Annotated in this window: 18 protein-coding genes; 16 read left to right on the top strand and 2 right to left on the bottom strand. The window is 66.7% G+C overall.

All coding sequences use genetic code 11. The annotated features are described in order from the left end of the window. The first annotated feature begins 2 nt into the window (after window positions 1–2). The 15 genes from rpsQ (at window position 3) to rplO (ending at window position 10,990) form a co-directional block, all read left to right on the top strand. Entirely contained in the window at window positions 3–311 is a 309-nt protein-coding gene (rpsQ, locus tag HPC46_RS12035; protein WP_179470029.1) for a 30S ribosomal protein S17, read from the top strand. Window positions 312–481: 170 nt separating this feature from the next. Beyond that, a complete protein-coding gene (locus HPC46_RS12030) occupies window positions 482–2,509 on the top strand; it encodes a hypothetical protein (protein WP_233716385.1) in 2,028 nt (675 codons plus the stop codon). 81 nt (window positions 2,510–2,590) lie between these two features. After that, window positions 2,591–4,942 (top strand): arylsulfatase, encoded by a 2,352-nt coding sequence (locus tag HPC46_RS12025; RefSeq protein WP_179470025.1) that lies wholly within the window; start codon window positions 2,591–2,593, stop codon window positions 4,940–4,942. Window positions 4,943–4,963: 21 nt separating this feature from the next. Continuing rightward, a complete protein-coding gene (locus HPC46_RS12020) occupies window positions 4,964–5,662 on the top strand; it encodes a hypothetical protein (protein ID WP_179470023.1) in 699 nt (232 codons plus the stop codon). A 4-nt stretch (window positions 5,663–5,666) separates the two neighbouring features. Further along, entirely contained in the window at window positions 5,667–6,575 is a 909-nt protein-coding gene (locus tag HPC46_RS12015) for a formylglycine-generating enzyme family protein (RefSeq protein WP_179470021.1), read from the top strand. 169 nt (window positions 6,576–6,744) lie between these two features. Next, window positions 6,745–7,113 carry a 50S ribosomal protein L14 gene (rplN, locus tag HPC46_RS12010; RefSeq protein WP_003892852.1) on the top strand — a complete coding sequence of 123 codons (369 nt, stop codon included), beginning with the start codon at window positions 6,745–6,747 and terminating at the stop codon, window positions 7,111–7,113. Next, on the top strand, window positions 7,114–7,431 hold the full coding sequence (gene rplX / locus HPC46_RS12005; RefSeq protein WP_005143891.1) for a 50S ribosomal protein L24: 318 nt from the start codon (window positions 7,114–7,116) through the stop codon (window positions 7,429–7,431). Window positions 7,432–7,433: 2 nt separating this feature from the next. Then, window positions 7,434–7,997, top strand: coding sequence for a 50S ribosomal protein L5 (gene rplE / locus HPC46_RS12000; protein WP_005143892.1), 564 nt, complete (start codon window positions 7,434–7,436; stop codon window positions 7,995–7,997). A 4-nt stretch (window positions 7,998–8,001) separates the two neighbouring features. Beyond that, window positions 8,002–8,187, top strand: a complete 186-nt coding sequence (locus HPC46_RS11995; RefSeq protein WP_047329118.1) for a type Z 30S ribosomal protein S14 — start codon at window positions 8,002–8,004, stop codon at window positions 8,185–8,187. 88 nt (window positions 8,188–8,275) lie between these two features. After that, window positions 8,276–8,674 carry a 30S ribosomal protein S8 gene (gene rpsH / locus HPC46_RS11990; protein WP_163746655.1) on the top strand — a complete coding sequence of 133 codons (399 nt, stop codon included), beginning with the start codon at window positions 8,276–8,278 and terminating at the stop codon, window positions 8,672–8,674. Window positions 8,675–8,687: 13 nt separating this feature from the next. Next, a complete protein-coding gene (gene rplF / locus HPC46_RS11985) occupies window positions 8,688–9,227 on the top strand; it encodes a 50S ribosomal protein L6 (RefSeq protein ID WP_179470019.1) in 540 nt (179 codons plus the stop codon). A gap of 3 nt (window positions 9,228–9,230) precedes the next feature. Then, complete coding sequence (rplR, locus tag HPC46_RS11980; RefSeq protein ID WP_005143898.1) at window positions 9,231–9,638, top strand: 50S ribosomal protein L18; 408 nt, start codon at window positions 9,231–9,233, stop codon at window positions 9,636–9,638. 22 nt (window positions 9,639–9,660) lie between these two features. Next, complete coding sequence (gene rpsE / locus HPC46_RS11975) at window positions 9,661–10,365, top strand: 30S ribosomal protein S5 (RefSeq protein ID WP_085976046.1); 705 nt, start codon at window positions 9,661–9,663, stop codon at window positions 10,363–10,365. A gap of 2 nt (window positions 10,366–10,367) precedes the next feature. Next, window positions 10,368–10,550 carry a 50S ribosomal protein L30 gene (rpmD, locus tag HPC46_RS11970; protein ID WP_005143904.1) on the top strand — a complete coding sequence of 61 codons (183 nt, stop codon included), beginning with the start codon at window positions 10,368–10,370 and terminating at the stop codon, window positions 10,548–10,550. Beyond that, entirely contained in the window at window positions 10,547–10,990 is a 444-nt protein-coding gene (rplO, locus tag HPC46_RS11965) for a 50S ribosomal protein L15 (RefSeq protein ID WP_179470017.1), read from the top strand. The genes rpmD and rplO overlap by 4 nt, the downstream gene beginning before the upstream one ends. Window positions 10,991–11,039: 49 nt before the next feature. Here rplO and HPC46_RS11960 read toward each other — a convergent pair whose 3' ends face one another. After that, window positions 11,040–11,966, bottom strand: a complete 927-nt coding sequence (locus tag HPC46_RS11960) for an LLM class flavin-dependent oxidoreductase (RefSeq protein ID WP_179470015.1) — start codon at window positions 11,964–11,966, stop codon at window positions 11,040–11,042. A 59-nt stretch (window positions 11,967–12,025) separates the two neighbouring features. Between HPC46_RS11960 and sppA the strand changes: the two genes are divergently transcribed. Continuing rightward, window positions 12,026–13,837: a signal peptide peptidase SppA gene (sppA, locus tag HPC46_RS11955; protein WP_179470013.1), complete on the top strand. Its 1,812-nt coding sequence runs from the start codon at window positions 12,026–12,028 to the stop codon at window positions 13,835–13,837. Here the strand turns inward: sppA and HPC46_RS11950 are convergent. Beyond that, window positions 13,818–14,738 carry a class I SAM-dependent methyltransferase gene (locus HPC46_RS11950; RefSeq protein WP_179470011.1) on the bottom strand — a complete coding sequence of 307 codons (921 nt, stop codon included), beginning with the start codon at window positions 14,736–14,738 and terminating at the stop codon, window positions 13,818–13,820. The two genes, sppA and HPC46_RS11950, sit on opposite strands and share 20 nt — an antisense overlap. Between the last annotated feature and the right edge of the window lie 46 nt (window positions 14,739–14,784).

Below are 14,784 nucleotides of genomic sequence, written 5' to 3'. Positions count from 1 at the left end.
AAATGGCAGATGACACTAAGAAAGAGGCCGGTCCCAAGCACACCCCGGCCGCTGAAGAGCCGCGCGGCCGTCGCAAGACGGTCATTGGCTACGTGGTCAGCGACAAGATGCAGAAGACCATCGTGGTCGAGCTGGAATCTCGCAAGAGCCACCCGCTCTACGGCAAGATCATCCGGACCACGACGAAGGTCAAGGCCCACGACGAGAACGGCGATGCCGGTATCGGCGACCGCGTCTCTTTGATGGAGACCCGTCCGCTGTCGGCCACCAAGCGCTGGCGTCTGGTCGAGGTCCTCGAGCGGGCCAAGTAGAACTTCACACCTAGCAAACGCGTGCCGCGGCAGAGATGCCGCGGCATGCGTGTAAATTGCCTAGGCGACAGTTATTTGGCAATCGTTCGATCGTGAGGGGCCCGCTTTTGCCTAGCATGCCGGTGGTGAAGTCGGGGGGGTTGGTCAAATTCGGGGCAATCGTCAGCGTGATGACTGCGATGCTGTGGTCAGCGCCATGGGCGGTGGCCGAGCCCGAGCCGACACCGGCCGAGCCCGCTCCGACTGAGCCGGCTCCGATCGATCCGGCATTGCCCGCGGCGGCCCCTGGCGGTGAGGTGATGACCGCGCCGACGTTGTCGCTCGCCGATCTGGGCGCCGTGCCCATCCTGTCCTTCTACGGCGGGACCAGTTCGGTATCGCTGACGTTCCCGGTGCCCCTCGGGCTGGTTCCCGACACCCTGAACGCCACCCTGGACCTGCCGTTCAACGTCCGCTCGGGCGTGATCTCGGTGACGCAGGGCGACCGGCTGATCGGCAAGCTGGGTCTCCCGCCTGTCGATCTGACCCCGCTGATCATTCCGCTGGCCGGGGTGGAAGTGATCGACAACGTCGCCACCGTGAACCTCACGCTGGCGTCGGTGCCGGACGAGGGCTACTGCCTGGACCGGCTCAACCCGATCAACCTCATCAACGGTTCGGTCTCCTTTGTCGGCGCCGAGGCGGCACCGGCCACGGTGGCTGACTTCCTTCCGCCGATCCTGCGCAAGCTGACCGTCGGGGTGCCGGGCAATCCGTCCATGGCCGAATCCGATGCCGCTGTGCAGCTGGTCGCCGGACTGGTCAAGCGGTACGGCAATCAGGCGCCCGAGGTCTCGCTCATTCCGTTGGCAGACGGCGCGACGTCGATCCCGACACCGTCGCTGCCCCTCGAGCGCCAGGTCGTCATCAAAGAGGGTTCCGACGAAAGCATCTCGCTCGAAGGCGCCGGCGTTCCGCAGCTGCTGATCACCGCCCCGGCCGACAAGCTCACCAATGACACCCGGCTACTCAGCGATGGTGCCCTGAACCTGGCCGTTGCGGCTCGGGTGGTGCCCGACAAGCTCGGCTCGGGTCGGCGTGCCCAACCCCTGGGCGGTTTGGTGACGGTCGCGCAGTTCGATCCGACCACGCTGAGCTCGACCGGGGTGGCCCCGCAGGTGAGGATCGGGATCGATCAGACCAAGATCGGCTACCCGGTGCAGGGCGTGCGGGTGCATCTCACCGGCACCTACACCCCGATGCCGAACGCGTTCGGCGGCCAGCTCACTGCGAGCATCAACGGCGAGCAGATCGATTCCTGGGCAGCCGATCCCGGCGGCGCGATCGACCGCTGGGTCAACGTGCCCGACCGGCTGCTGAGCCGCTACACCGACCTGCAGGTCGCGCTGAACACCACCGGGAACACCACCGGCGGGTGCAACGACTTCTCCTCGATGAGCCTGGTGATCAACGGCAACAGCGTGGTCGAGAGCAGCCAGGCCGTGCCGCCGATCCCGCAGGGGTTCGGGTCGCTGCCGCAAGCGCTCCTGCCGGTCGTGAAAGTGGGGATCGGTTCGGACCGGTTCGCCGACACCGTCCGTGCCGTCGCGATCACCACCGGTTTGCAGCGGATCAGCTCCCTGCCGCTGCGGACGTCGGTGACCTCGTTCGAGGAGGCCCGCAAGGGTCAGGATCCCGCCATCCTGATCGCCGCCGACGGCTGGACCGACAAATCCATCACGTTGCCGGTCAGTGCCGACGACCGCCGCATCATCGTGGAAGATCAGGTGCCCAACGGTGAGCAGACGAGCCTGACCCTCGATCCCGGTGTGCAGTTCGGTTCGCTGCAGACGGTGTTCGACGGCCGCCGCACGCTGTTGATCGCGACGTCCAACGGGGCGCCGAATCAGCTCGATGAGCTGTTGGGTTGGCTCAATGCGGACCGCACGCGCTGGTCGCAGTTGCGCGGTCCGGCCATCGTCGCAATCGCTGGTCGCGCACCGGCATTGGTCGCCGGACGCACGCCGGTCAGTGTCTACGGTCCTCCCGCGACGACGCCGGATGAGTCGGCGGCCACCGCGGTCGGGAAGTACCACTACGACCGGGCCTGGTGGGTTGCCGCCGGTGTGGTCGGCGTGGCCCTCGCCGGTGTCGCGGTCATCATCCTGACCTCGCGCCGTCCGCGGGATTACGGCGCGACACACCGCCGCGAAGACTGACGCGGGCACCGTGCTGCGAGTTCGCCACAAGCGGACGCGGAATCACGCGAAACCGGTCGATCGCATGGGAGTCTGTGGCGTATGACCACGGAGTTCAACGGCAAGATCGAGCTGGACATTCGCGATTCCGAACCGGACTGGGGTCCGTACGCCGCACCGAAGGCGCCGGAGAACGCACCCAACGTGCTCTACCTGGTGTGGGACGACATCGGCATCGCGACGTGGGATTGTTTCGGCGGGCTGGTGTCGATGCCGGCGATGACGCGGATCGCCGAGCGGGGAGTGCGTCTGTCGCAATTCCACACCACCGCACTGTGTTCCCCGACCCGGGCGTCGCTGCTCACGGGCCGCAACGCCACCACGGTCGGGATGGCCATGGTCGAGGAGTTCACCGAGGGCTTCCCCGGGATCAACGGCCGCATTCCCGATGACACCGCACTGATTTCCGAGGTGCTCGCCGAGCACGGCTACAACACCTACTGCGTCGGCAAGTGGCACCTCACTCCGATCGAGGAGTCCAGCCTCGCGGCCACCCGGCGGCACTGGCCGCTGTCCCGCGGCTTCGAGCGGTTCTACGGGTTCATGGGCGGCGAGACCGACCAGTGGTATCCCGAACTGATCTACGACGGCCACCCGGTGGAGGCCCCGGCCACCCCAGAGGAGGGCTATCACCTCTCGAAGGATTTGGCGGACAAGACAATCGAGTTCATCCGCGACTCCACGATGATCGCCCCGGACAAGCCGTGGTTCACGTACCTGTGCCCGGGCGCCGGCCATGCGCCGCACCACGTGTTCAAAGAATGGGCCGACCGCTACGCCGGCGCGTTCGACATGGGCTACGAGCGCTACCGCGACATCGTCCTGGAGAACATGAAGAACCTCGGCATCGTGCCGCCCGGCACCGAACTGTCCGGCATGAACCCTTACTGCGATGTCACCGGACCCAATGGCGAGCCGTGGCCCGAACAGGACACCGTGCGTCCGTGGGACTCGCTGAACGACGAGGAGAAGCGGCTGTTCGCCCGGATGGCGGAAGTCTTCGCCGGGTTCCTGTCCTACACCGACGCCCAGATCGGCAGGGTGCTGGACTATCTGGAGGAGTCCGGTCAGCTGGACAACACCATCGTCGTGGTGATCTCCGACAACGGCGCCAGCGGTGAGGGCGGCCCCAACGGCTCGGTCAACGAGGGCAAGTTCTTCAACGGCTACGTCGACACCGTCGAAGAGAGCATGCCGTTCTTCGACGTGCTCGGCTCTCCGGCGACCTTCAACCACTACCCGATCGGGTGGGCGATGGCGTTCAACACGCCGTACAAGCTCTACAAGCGCTACGCCTCACACGAGGGTGGCATCGCCGACACCGCAATCATCTCCTGGCCCAACGGAATTGCGGCACACGGCGAAGTCCGTGACAACTACGTCAGCGTCTCCGACATCACGCCGACGATTTACGAACTGCTTGGCATCGACCCGCCCGAGACGGTGAAGGGTATCGCGCAGAAGCCGCTCGACGGGGTCAGTTTCAAAGCGGCACTGGATGATTCGAGTGCAGAGACGGGCAAGGAGACCCAGTTCTACACAATGCTGGGCACTCGCGGCATCTGGCACAAGGGCTGGTTCGCCAGCACCGTGCACCCCGCAGCGCCCTCGGGCTGGGGCCATTTCGACGCTGACCGCTGGGAGCTCTACAACATCGAGAACGACCGCAGCCAGTGCCATGACGTCGCGGCCGAGTACCCCGACAAGCTCGCCGAAATGCAGAAGCTGTGGTTCGCCGAGGCCGAAAAGTACAACGGTCTACCACTTTCCGACCTCAACGTGTTCGAGATGGTCAGCCGTACGCGCCCGTCGCTTGCCGGCGACCGGCCGCGCTACGTCTACTATCCGAACACCGCACCGGTCGCGATGGGCGCCTGCGTGTCGATCAACGGCCGGTCGTTCTCGGTGCTGGCCGAGGTGAACATCGACAGTCCGGACGTGCAGGGCGTCTTGCTGAAACAGGGCGCGGGCCATGGCGGGTACACGCTGTTCGTCGCCGACGGACGCCTGCAGTTCGTCTACAACTTCTTCGGTGAGGTCGAACAGCGGGTGATCGCACCCGATCCGGTGCCACTGGGTGAACACATCCTCGGGGTGGGTTACGCCCGAACCGGCGTGGTGGAGGGCAGTCACACGCCACTCGGTGACGTGACCCTGTACGTCGACGGCGCGGCGGTGGCCACGCTGGAAGGTGTGAAAGCCCATCCGTTCACCTTCGGACTGGCCGGCGGCGGGGTCAGTGTGGGGCGCAATCTCGGCCAGGCCGTCTCCACGGCGTATGCGGCGCCATTCGACTTCGCCGGCGGCACCATCGCCCGCGTGGTCGTCGACGTGTCGGGCACTCCCTACATCGACGCGGAGCACGAACTCGCGGCGGCCTTCGCCAGGGACTGACCCTCACGTCATACTGGTCCGATGACTCGGCTGGTGTACGCCGCTGCGGCGGTCGTGATGCTGGCCGCCCCGACGGTTGCCGCATGTGCGCGCAACAGCGACGGGACAGCCGTGAAGGTCGAGGCGTCGACCTCACCCGCCACCGTCGCGACGACGACAACGTCGAGCACGGTGACCGACGCTCCCGAATCCTCGGAGCCGGGCGTCATCGAAACCACCCGCACGCCCATTCCGGCGGACTCCACGGTGTGCAGGCCCGAACAGCCCGGGCGGACGGCGGTGGCTGCAGTCGCCGACCCGGCCGCGCCCAAGATCAGGGTCCGCGTTCCGGACGGATGGTCGTCGACACCCGGGACCGGCGACGTCGGTGCTCTGCTGTCCGGGCCGGACGACATGATCGCCGAGGTCACCATCGCCGCGACGCCGCTGGATCCCGCCGCCGCGTTCACGCGCTACGGCGACGACGTCATGGCCCGGTACCCGATCAGCACGCTCAGCCTGCTGCCCGGCGACTTCTGCGGCCTCAGCGGTCAGAAACTGATGGGCACCTGGGCCAGGGATCCCGACGAATCAGTGGAATATGAGGACCGGCTCGCGCATGTCTGGACCAACACCGGTAACTATCTGGTCGCTGTTCACGTGGAAGCGCCATCGGGAACACCGGGATTCGACGACGCGGCGTCGGTGCTGACCGAAGAATTCGGCATCGTCATACCCTGAACCCATGCTCACCGACCTCGTCGTGGTGCCCGGCGGGTCGTTCCGGATGGGGTCGACCAGTTTCTATCCCGAAGAAGCGCCGATCCACACCGCGACCGTCGGCTCTTTCGCCATCGAACGGCACCCGGTGACCAACGCCCAATTCGCCGACTTCGTCGCCGCCACCGGCTACGTGACGATCGCCGAACGGCCCCTCGACCCGGCGCTGTATCCCGGGGTCGCCGAAGCCGATCTGCAGCCGGGCGCGCTGGTGTTCCGGCCGACGCCGGGCCCGGTGAATCTGCGGGACTGGCGGCAGTGGTGGGACTGGGCGCCCGGAGCGAGCTGGCGGGCGCCGTTCGGGCCCGGCAGCGACATCGCCGACAAGGCGGACCACCCCGTGGTGCAAGTCGCTTATCCCGACGCGATCGCCTATGCCGCTTGGGCGGGCCGGCGGCTGCCGACCGAGGCCGAGTGGGAGTACGCGGCCCGGGCCGGCAGTACCGGCCCCTATGCGTGGGGCGACGAGCCGACGGTCGGGGGAGCCTTGATGGCCAACACCTGGCAGGGCCGCTTTCCGTATCGCAACGACGGCGCGCTGGGCTGGGTGGGCACGTCGCCGGTGGGGACGTTCCCGCCGAACGGGTATGGGCTGGTCGACATGATCGGCAATGTCTGGGAGTGGACGACGACGCGGTATTCGGCTCACCATCGCGTTCCTGGGGCAGGAGCGGAGCGACCCGGGGAGAGCGGGAAGCAGCAGAATTCGTGCTGCCCGCCGCCGACCGAGCCCGATCCGGCCGTCAGCCAGACCCTCAAGGGCGGATCGCACCTGTGCGCCCCGGAGTACTGCCACCGGTACCGGCCGGCCGCGCGGTCGCCGCAGTCGCAGGACAGCTCGACGACCCATATCGGCTTCCGGTGTGCACGCTGAGCAGCACGGATTTGGAGCTTTCCAGCTCGTCACCTAGTATTTAGCGGTTGCCTAGGGCAGACCTCGGTTATCTCCTGCGAGAAAACCCTGCGTGCTCTTTGGGTGACAAAGACCGCGCACGTCAGGTCGGCATCTGCCGTGCACACAAAAACCAGGTCGAGGAGATCTAGTGATTCAGCAGGAATCGCGGCTCAAGGTCGCCGACAACACGGGCGCCAAGGAGATCTTGTGCATCCGTGTTCTGGGTGGCTCGTCGCGGCGCTACGCCGGCATCGGCGACGTGATTGTGGCGACCGTCAAGGACGCCATCCCCGGTGGCAACGTCAAGCGTGGCGATGTGGTCAAGGCCGTCGTCGTCCGCACGGTCAAGGAGCGTCGTCGCGCCGACGGCAGCTACATCAAGTTCGACGAGAACGCCGCCGTCATCATCAAGAACGACAACGACCCCCGTGGTACCCGCATCTTCGGGCCGGTCGGTCGTGAACTGCGCGAGAAGAAGTTCATGAAGATCGTCTCGCTGGCACCGGAGGTTTTGTAAATGAAGGTCCACAAGGGCGACACCGTTCTGGTCATCGCCGGCAAGGACAAGGGCGCCAAGGGCAAGGTCCTCGAGGCCTACCCGACCCGTAACAAGGTTCTGGTCGAAGGCGTCAACCGGATCAAGAAGCACACGGCCCAGTCGGCCAATGAGCGTGGCGCGTCCTCGGGCGGCATCGTCACCCAGGAGGCGGCGATCGCCGTTTCCAACGTGATGGTCGTCGACTCCGACGGCAACCCGACCCGCATCGGGTACCGCACCGACGAAGAGTCCGGCAAGCGGGTCCGCATTTCCAAGCGCAATGGCAAGGACATCTGAGCATGACGACCGTAGAGAAGGTTCAGCCCCGGCTGAAGGCGCGCTACCGCGAAGAGATCAAGGCAGCGCTCAACAACGAGTTCAACTACGCCAACGTCATGCAGATCCCCGGCGTGGTCAAGGTTGTCGTCAACATGGGTGTCGGTGACGCCGCCCGCGACGCCAAGCTGATCAACGGCGCGGTCAACGACCTGGCGCTGATCACCGGCCAGAAGCCCGAAATTCGCAAGGCACGCAAGTCGATTGCGCAGTTCAAGCTTCGCGAGGGGATGCCGATCGGCGCGCGCGTCACGCTGCGCGGCGACCGTATGTGGGAGTTCCTCGACCGGCTGGTGTCGATCGCACTGCCGCGTATCCGCGACTTCCGCGGCCTGAGCCCCAAGCAGTTCGACGGCCACGGCAACTACACCTTCGGGCTCGCCGAGCAGTCGGTGTTCCACGAGATCGACGTGGACTCGATCGATCGGCCGCGCGGCATGGACATCACCGTCGTCACGTCGGCGACGAACGACGACGAAGGTCGGGCGCTGCTGCGCGCTCTGGGCTTCCCCTTCAAGGAGAACTGAGCAGATGGCAAAGAAGGCACTGGTCAACAAGGCCAACAAGAAGCCGAAGTTCGCCGTGCGGGCGTACACCCGCTGCAACAGGTGCGGACGTCCCCATGCCGTGTACCGCAAGTTCGGCCTGTGCCGAATTTGCTTGCGTGAGATGGCCCATGCCGGCGAACTGCCCGGCGTGCAGAAGTCCAGCTGGTAACAGACCCCTACAGAACAGGTGCGCAGCAGGCCCCCAAGGGAATCGACCCGAGTGGGAACCGCTGCGAGGAAGGTAGACAGGCCCAGTCATGACCATGACGGACCCGATCGCAGACTTCTTGACACGTCTGCGCAACGCCAATTCGGCGTATCACGACGAAGTGACCTTGCCGCACAGCAAGATCAAGGCGAACATCGCCGAGATCCTCAAGCGCGAGGGGTACATCAACGATTTCCGGACCGAGGATGCTCGGGTTGGTAAGTCGCTGGTTGTTTCACTCAAGTACGGCCCCAACCGCGAGCGCAGCCTCGCCGGTCTGCGCCGGGTGTCCAAGCCCGGCCTGCGGGTGTACGCGAAATCCACCAATCTGCCGCGGGTTCTCGGCGGCCTGGGCGTGGCGATCATCTCCACGTCCTCCGGCCTGCTGACCGACCGCCAGGCGTCCCGACAGGGCGTGGGCGGCGAAGTCCTCGCTTACGTGTGGTGAGGGAGACTTAGACATGTCGCGTATTGGAAAGCAACCGGTGGCGATTCCCGCCGGTGTAGATGTGACGATCGACGGCCAGAACGTGTCGGTCAAGGGCCCCAAGGGCACGCTGGAACTGGCGATCGCCGAGCCGATCACCGTGGCGCACAACGACGATGGCGCCATCGTGGTCAGCCGTCCCGACGACGAGCGGCGTAGCCGTTCGCTGCACGGGCTCTCGCGCACGCTGGTGTCCAATCTGGTGACCGGTGTGACCCAGGGTTACACCACCAAGATGGAGATCTTCGGCGTCGGTTACCGCGTGCAGCTCAAGGGCAGCAACCTCGAGTTCGCGCTCGGGTACAGCCATCCCGTGGTCATCGAGGCGCCAGAGGGCATCACCTTCGCGGTGGAGACGCCCACCAAGTTCTCGATCACGGGTATCGACAAGCAGAAGGTCGGACAGATCTCGGCCAACATCCGTCGGCTGCGCCGCCCGGACCCCTATAAGGGCAAGGGTGTGCGTTACGAGGGTGAGCAGATCCGCCGCAAGGTCGGAAAGACAGGTAAGTAAGCCATGGCTCAAGCACAGAAAGCAGCCACCGATCGCACGCCGGTTGGCACGACTGTCTCGGCTGCGCGCCGGGTTTCGCGCCTGCGTCGGCATGCCCGGCTGCGCAAGAAGGTCGTCGGCACCGCCGAGCGGCCCCGTCTCGTGGTCAACCGCTCCTCGCGGCACATCCACGTGCAGTTGGTCAATGACGCCGACGGCACCACGGTCGCCGCGGCCTCGTCCATCGAGGCCGACGTCCGCGCCGTCGAGGGTGACAAGAAGGCCCACAGCGTGCGGGTCGGTCAGCTGATCGCCGAGCGCGCCAAGGCCGCCGGTGTCGAAGCTGTGGTCTTCGACCGCGGTGGCAACACCTACGGCGGACGGATCGCGGCGCTGGCCGACGCCGCCCGCGAGAACGGACTGAAATTCTAATGACGTACAACGGAAGGACCGCATGATGTCGGAGCAGAGCGCAGCGCCGGATACCGGCGCCCCCTCGGCCGGCACCCGGACCGACGTACAGCGCGGCGGACGCGACGACCGCGGCGGCCGCGGCCGTCGGGACGATCGCGGAGACCGTGGCGGACGCGGCGGTCGCGACGGCGGCGAGAAGAGCAATTACCTGGAGCGCGTCGTCACGATCAACCGGGTTTCCAAGGTGGTCAAGGGTGGTCGGCGCTTCAGCTTCACCGCCCTGGTCATCGTCGGCGACGGCAACGGCCTGGTCGGTGTCGGCTACGGCAAGGCCAAAGAGGTCCCCGCCGCGATCGCCAAGGGTGTCGAGGAAGCTCGCAAGAACTTCTTCCGCGTGCCGCTGATCGGCGGCACCGTGACCCATCCCGTTCAGGGTGAGGCTGCGGCCGGCGTGGTGATGCTGCGTCCGGCCAGCCCGGGTACCGGAGTCATCGCCGGTGGCGCGTGCCGTGCCGTGCTGGAATGCGCTGGCGTGCACGACGTTCTGGCCAAGTCGCTGGGCAGCGACAACGCGATCAACGTGGTGCATGCCACCGTTGCCGCGCTCAAGCTGCTGCAGCGTCCCGAAGAGGTGGCCGCCCGTCGTGGGCTGCCCATCGAAGACGTCGCGCCGGCGGGCATGCTGCGCGCGCGTCGGGAGAGCGAAGCGCTGGCTGCTGCAGCCGCGCGTGAAGGAAGCGCATAACCATGGCAGAGCTGAAGATCACCCAGGTCCGTGGCATCGTCGGTGCCCGCTGGAAGCAGCGCGAGAGCCTGCGGACCCTGGGCCTGAAGAAGATTCGCCAGTCGGTGGTTCGCGAGGACACCCCGCAGACGCGTGGACTGATCAACGTCGTGCACCACCTCGTTCAGGTTGAGGAAGTCAAATGAGCGTCATCAAACTGCACGACCTGAAGCCGGCGCCCGGCTCCAAGAAAGCGAAGACTCGCGTCGGTCGCGGTGAGGGCTCCAAGGGTAAGACGGCCGGTCGTGGCACCAAGGGCACCAAGGCCCGCAAGAACGTGCCGGTGACCTTCGAGGGCGGGCAGATGCCGATCCACATGCGGCTGCCCAAGCTCAAGGGTTTCCGTAACCGGTTCCGCACCGAGTACGCCGTCGTCAACGTCGGCGACATCGAGAAGGTCTTCCCGCAGGGCGGCGCCATCGGTGTCGACGAGCTGGTGGCCAAGGGCCTGGTTCGCAAGAACACGTTGGTGAAGGTGCTCGGCGACGGTGAGCTCACCGTCAAGGTCGACGTCACCGCCAACAAGTTCAGTGGCAAGGCCCGCGAGGCCATCACTGCCGCAGGCGGTTCGGTCACCGAGCTGTAAAGCGAGTTCAGCAGAGAAAGCCCCCGCCTCGCGGGGGCTTTTTCGTTGTTCAGCTCAGCTGCGGAATGACTTCGGCGGCAAGGCGTTCCATTTGTTCGCGATCCTCTGCGAGGTTCGCTCCGGTCGGATTCAGCAGCAGTGTCTGCGCGCCGGCATCGATCACGTCGCGCAGCCCGCGCGCGACGTCGGACGGGGTGCCCGACACGGCGACCGCATCTATACCGGGCATCGAACCGTAGATTCGGTGCAGCCCGGCCGACACCCGGTCGCGGGCCCTGGCGGCGTCGTCGTCGACGATCAGGTACACCCGCTTGCCGACTCGGAATGTCGCCGGGTCCTTGTCCTGCACGGCCAGTTCGGTGCGCAAGGTCTGCACCGCTGTCGCGAAGCTCTCCGTCGTCGAGGATCCCGCACCCATGAATGCGTCGCCATGGCGTACCGCGCGGGCGATCGCGGCAGCGGCGTTGGCGCCGAACCAGATCGGCGGATGCGGTCGCTGCACCGGCTTCGGGGCGATCGGCAGATCGTCGACATCGCGGAACCGGCCGTGAAAGGTCACCCGCGGTTGGTCGGACCAGGCCGCCTTCATCAGCTCGAGCCCCTCGGTGAAACTGCTGATGAATGTGGCCGGATCGACGCCGAAGGCCTCGAACTTGCGCCGCCCGCCGCCGGGCGCGAGACCCAGCTCGAGACGGCCGTGGCTCAGACGGTCCACTGCGGTGACCGTGGCAGCCAGCTGCAGCGGATCGTGCAGAGAGGTGATCAACACGGCGACACCCAGCCGCAGTGTCGTCGTGCACCCCGCAGCCCAGGCCAGCAGCTCCATCGGCGCGATGAACGGCGTCGGACCGATGGCCTGTTCCATGGTCCAGCCACCCTCGAAACCGAGCTCCTCGGCGCGGGTCAGGTAGCTGCGCAGGCCGTCGCCGTCGAAGCCGTCGACGTCGAATTGCGGTATCGAGATGGAATACCTCACCACTCCACCGTACGAGCGCGCCGACCGGCTCCGTTGTCGGCGCCGGTAACCTCGATCCTATGTTCGCCTTTCTGCCCGCCGTGCCGGGCGCCGACGACATCCGCGATGCGCTGCGCCGCATCGACACCGCTAGGCACCACGGAGTGCCCGACGGCTGCATCCTCGAGCTCGATCTGCAGACCGTACCGCCGGAGGTCAGCGGCTTCGACCCGCTGACCTTCATCACCGGTGGCGGCCGCACGATGCTGCTGCGCGACGCGGTCGCCGCGATCCACCGCGCCGCCGAAGATCCGCGGGTGGCCGGACTGATTGCGCGGGTGCAGCTTTCGGCTGCTCCGCCCGGGCCGGTGCAGGAGCTGCGGGCGGCGATCGCCGCGTTCACCGAGGCCAAGCCGTCACTGGCGTGGGCCGAGACCTATCCGGGCACGCTGTCCTACTACCTGGCCTCGGCGTTCTCCGAGGTGTGGATGCAGCCCACCGGCACCGTCGGGCTGATCGGCTTCGCCACCAACGCCCTGTTTTTGCGTGATGCACTGGGCAAAGCCGGTATCGAAGCCCAGTTCGTCACCCGTGGTGAATACAAGTCGGCGGCCAACCTGTTCACTCAGGACCACTACACCGACGCCCATCGCGAAGCCGACTCCCGGCTGATCGCCAGTCTGCACAGCCAGGTGTGGCAGGCCATCGCCGAGTCGCGGAACATCGATGTCGCCGCCGTCGACGCGCTGGCCGACCGCGCGCCCCTGCTGCGCGACGATGCCGTCACCGGTCACCTGGTCGACCGCATCGGATTCCGCGACGAGGCCTATAGCCGCATCGCCGAACTCGTTGGTGTGGAAGGGATCTCGCCTGAGACCGGCGACGCTGACTCCGACGACAACGCCCCGCCGCGGTTGTTCCTGTCCCGCTACGCCCAGATTCGCAAGGGTGCGCCGGTGCCCATGCCGCCGATGCCGTCGGTGCCGGGCCGTAAGAAACGCCCGCGGATCGCGGTGGTGACGGTCGCAGGCTCCATTGTCAGCGGGCGCGGCGGCCCGCAGGGGCTGCCGTTCGGGCGCTCCAGCGCGGGCGGTGACACCATCGGCGCTGCGCTGCGCCACGTCGCTGCCGACGACGATGTGGCCGCGGTGGTGGTGCGGGTGGACAGCCCCGGCGGGTCGGTGACCGGCTCAGAGACGATCTGGCGGGAAGTGACACGGGTGCGCGCCAAGGGCAAGCCGGTAGTCGCCTCGATGGGGGCAATGGCCGCCTCGGGCGGGTACTACGTCGCGATGGGTGCCGACGCGATCGTCGCCAACCCGGGCACGATCACCGGCTCCATCGGGGTGCTCACCGGCAAGCTGGTGGCCCGCGAGCTCAAGGAACGTATCGGGGTCGGATCGGACAGTGTGCGCACCAACGACAACGCCGACGCCTGGTCGGTCAACGCACCGTTCACACCGGAGCAGCAGGCGCTGGTGGAGGCCGAGGCCGATCTGTTCTACGCCGATTTCGTGCAGCGCGTCGCCGAGGGGCGCCACATGACCGTCGAGGCGGTCGACGCAGTGGCCCGCGGTCGGGTGTGGACCGGTGCCGACGCATTGGAGCACGGGCTGGTCGATGAACTCGGTGGACTACGAACGGCGGTGCGGCGGGCCAAGACCCTCGCCGGAATCGACGTCGACGCCGAGGTCGAACTGGTCTCCTATCCGACCGCGTCGCTTCGGGATTTCCTGCGCCCCAAGCCGTCTTCGCAGCCCGCGGCCGCGTCGCTGCCCGAAGCTGTCACCGCCGTGCTGGCCCAGTCGGTCCGTGGCGTGCTGGACCAGGGCGAGCGGGCACTGAGCGGCACCAGCCTGCTGTGGCTGGGATTCAACCCAGAGTGGCGCTGACGTAGACGATTTCGCCGAAGGGATTGTTGTCGTTCTCGTCCCGTTCGGGAGGCGCCGGCAATCCGAGGCGTTGGAATAGCTCCTCGCCCGGCGTGCCGGTCACGCCCCAGCCCGCCCCGCGCAGGTATTCGATCACGTGGCTGCGCGGGCCGGCGTAGACCAGCGACCCCATGTCCAGGTCCAGGCCCTGCTCGCGGGCCTTGGCCGTCATCTCGGTGCCCTTCTCGGGGTCGAATTCCATGATGCCTGGCACATATTCGGTGGCGACGGTGCTGTCGGGGGCGCTGAGTGAGGTGATGGTGTCGAACAGCCGGTCCTGCGCCTCGGGCGGCAGGTAGACCAACAGCCCTTCGGCCACCCACGCGGTGGGAGCCGCAGGGTCGAAGCCGGCCGCACGCAACGCGGCGGGCCAGTCCTCGCGCAGATCGATACCGACGGTGTGGCGTTGCGCGGTGGGCTTGGCGCCGAGATCGTCGAGCACGCCGGTCTTGAACTCGATCACCTTCGGCTGGTCGATCTCGTACACGGTGGTGCCTGCCGGCCACGGCAGCCGGTAGGCGCGCGCGTCAAGGCCCGAAGCCAGGATCACCGCCTGCCGGATTCCACTGCCGGTCGACGCGATGAAGTAGTCGTCGAAGAACTTGGCGCGCACCGCCATTCCGTCGATCATGGCCTGCACCCGTTCGGGGGTGAAACCGTCGAAGAGTGCCGGGTCGAGCTCGCCGTCGATCATCTTGACGAAGAAGTCGATGCCGACGGCACGGACCAGGGGGTCGGCGAACGGATCGTCGATCAGTGCGCGGGGATCCTTGGTGGCCAGTGCGCGTCCGGCGGCCACCGCTGTCGCGGTGGCGCCAACGCTGGAGGTCAGGTCCCAGGTGTCGTCGTCGGTGCGAGCCATGGTGTCTCCTAAATCGGTGTTGCGCAGATGTACTGAAGACTCGGGT

It is taken from the genome of Mycolicibacterium vinylchloridicum, from assembly GCF_013404075.1.
Taxonomy (GTDB): Bacteria; Actinomycetota; Actinomycetes; order Mycobacteriales; family Mycobacteriaceae; genus Mycobacterium; species Mycobacterium vinylchloridicum.
The sequence above is the reverse complement of the archived record's forward strand: the minus strand, read 5'-3'. Positions and strand labels throughout refer to the sequence as shown.

Excerpts from the sequence above, each read along its gene's own strand:
- rpsQ (WP_179470029.1), top strand. The coding sequence starts at position 3 with ATGGCAGATGACACTAAGAAAGAGGCCGGTCCCAAGCACACCCCGGCC.
- HPC46_RS12030 (WP_233716385.1), top strand. The coding sequence starts at position 482 with ATGACTGCGATGCTGTGGTCAGCGCCATGGGCGGTGGCCGAGCCCGAG.
- HPC46_RS12025 (WP_179470025.1), top strand. The coding sequence starts at position 2,591 with ATGACCACGGAGTTCAACGGCAAGATCGAGCTGGACATTCGCGATTCC.
- HPC46_RS12020 (WP_179470023.1), top strand. The coding sequence starts at position 4,964 with ATGACTCGGCTGGTGTACGCCGCTGCGGCGGTCGTGATGCTGGCCGCC.
- HPC46_RS12015 (WP_179470021.1), top strand. The coding sequence starts at position 5,667 with ATGCTCACCGACCTCGTCGTGGTGCCCGGCGGGTCGTTCCGGATGGGG.
- rplX (WP_005143891.1), top strand. The coding sequence starts at position 7,114 with ATGAAGGTCCACAAGGGCGACACCGTTCTGGTCATCGCCGGCAAGGAC.
- rplE (WP_005143892.1), top strand. The coding sequence starts at position 7,434 with ATGACGACCGTAGAGAAGGTTCAGCCCCGGCTGAAGGCGCGCTACCGC.
- HPC46_RS11995 (WP_047329118.1), top strand. The coding sequence starts at position 8,002 with ATGGCAAAGAAGGCACTGGTCAACAAGGCCAACAAGAAGCCGAAGTTC.
- rpsH (WP_163746655.1), top strand. The coding sequence starts at position 8,276 with ATGACCATGACGGACCCGATCGCAGACTTCTTGACACGTCTGCGCAAC.
- rplF (WP_179470019.1), top strand. The coding sequence starts at position 8,688 with ATGTCGCGTATTGGAAAGCAACCGGTGGCGATTCCCGCCGGTGTAGAT.
- rplR (WP_005143898.1), top strand. The coding sequence starts at position 9,231 with ATGGCTCAAGCACAGAAAGCAGCCACCGATCGCACGCCGGTTGGCACG.
- rpsE (WP_085976046.1), top strand. The coding sequence starts at position 9,661 with ATGATGTCGGAGCAGAGCGCAGCGCCGGATACCGGCGCCCCCTCGGCC.
- rpmD (WP_005143904.1), top strand. The coding sequence starts at position 10,368 with ATGGCAGAGCTGAAGATCACCCAGGTCCGTGGCATCGTCGGTGCCCGC.
- rplO (WP_179470017.1), top strand. The coding sequence starts at position 10,547 with ATGAGCGTCATCAAACTGCACGACCTGAAGCCGGCGCCCGGCTCCAAG.
- sppA (WP_179470013.1), top strand. The coding sequence starts at position 12,026 with ATGTTCGCCTTTCTGCCCGCCGTGCCGGGCGCCGACGACATCCGCGAT.
- HPC46_RS11950 (WP_179470011.1), bottom strand. The coding sequence starts at position 14,738 with ATGGCTCGCACCGACGACGACACCTGGGACCTGACCTCCAGCGTTGGC.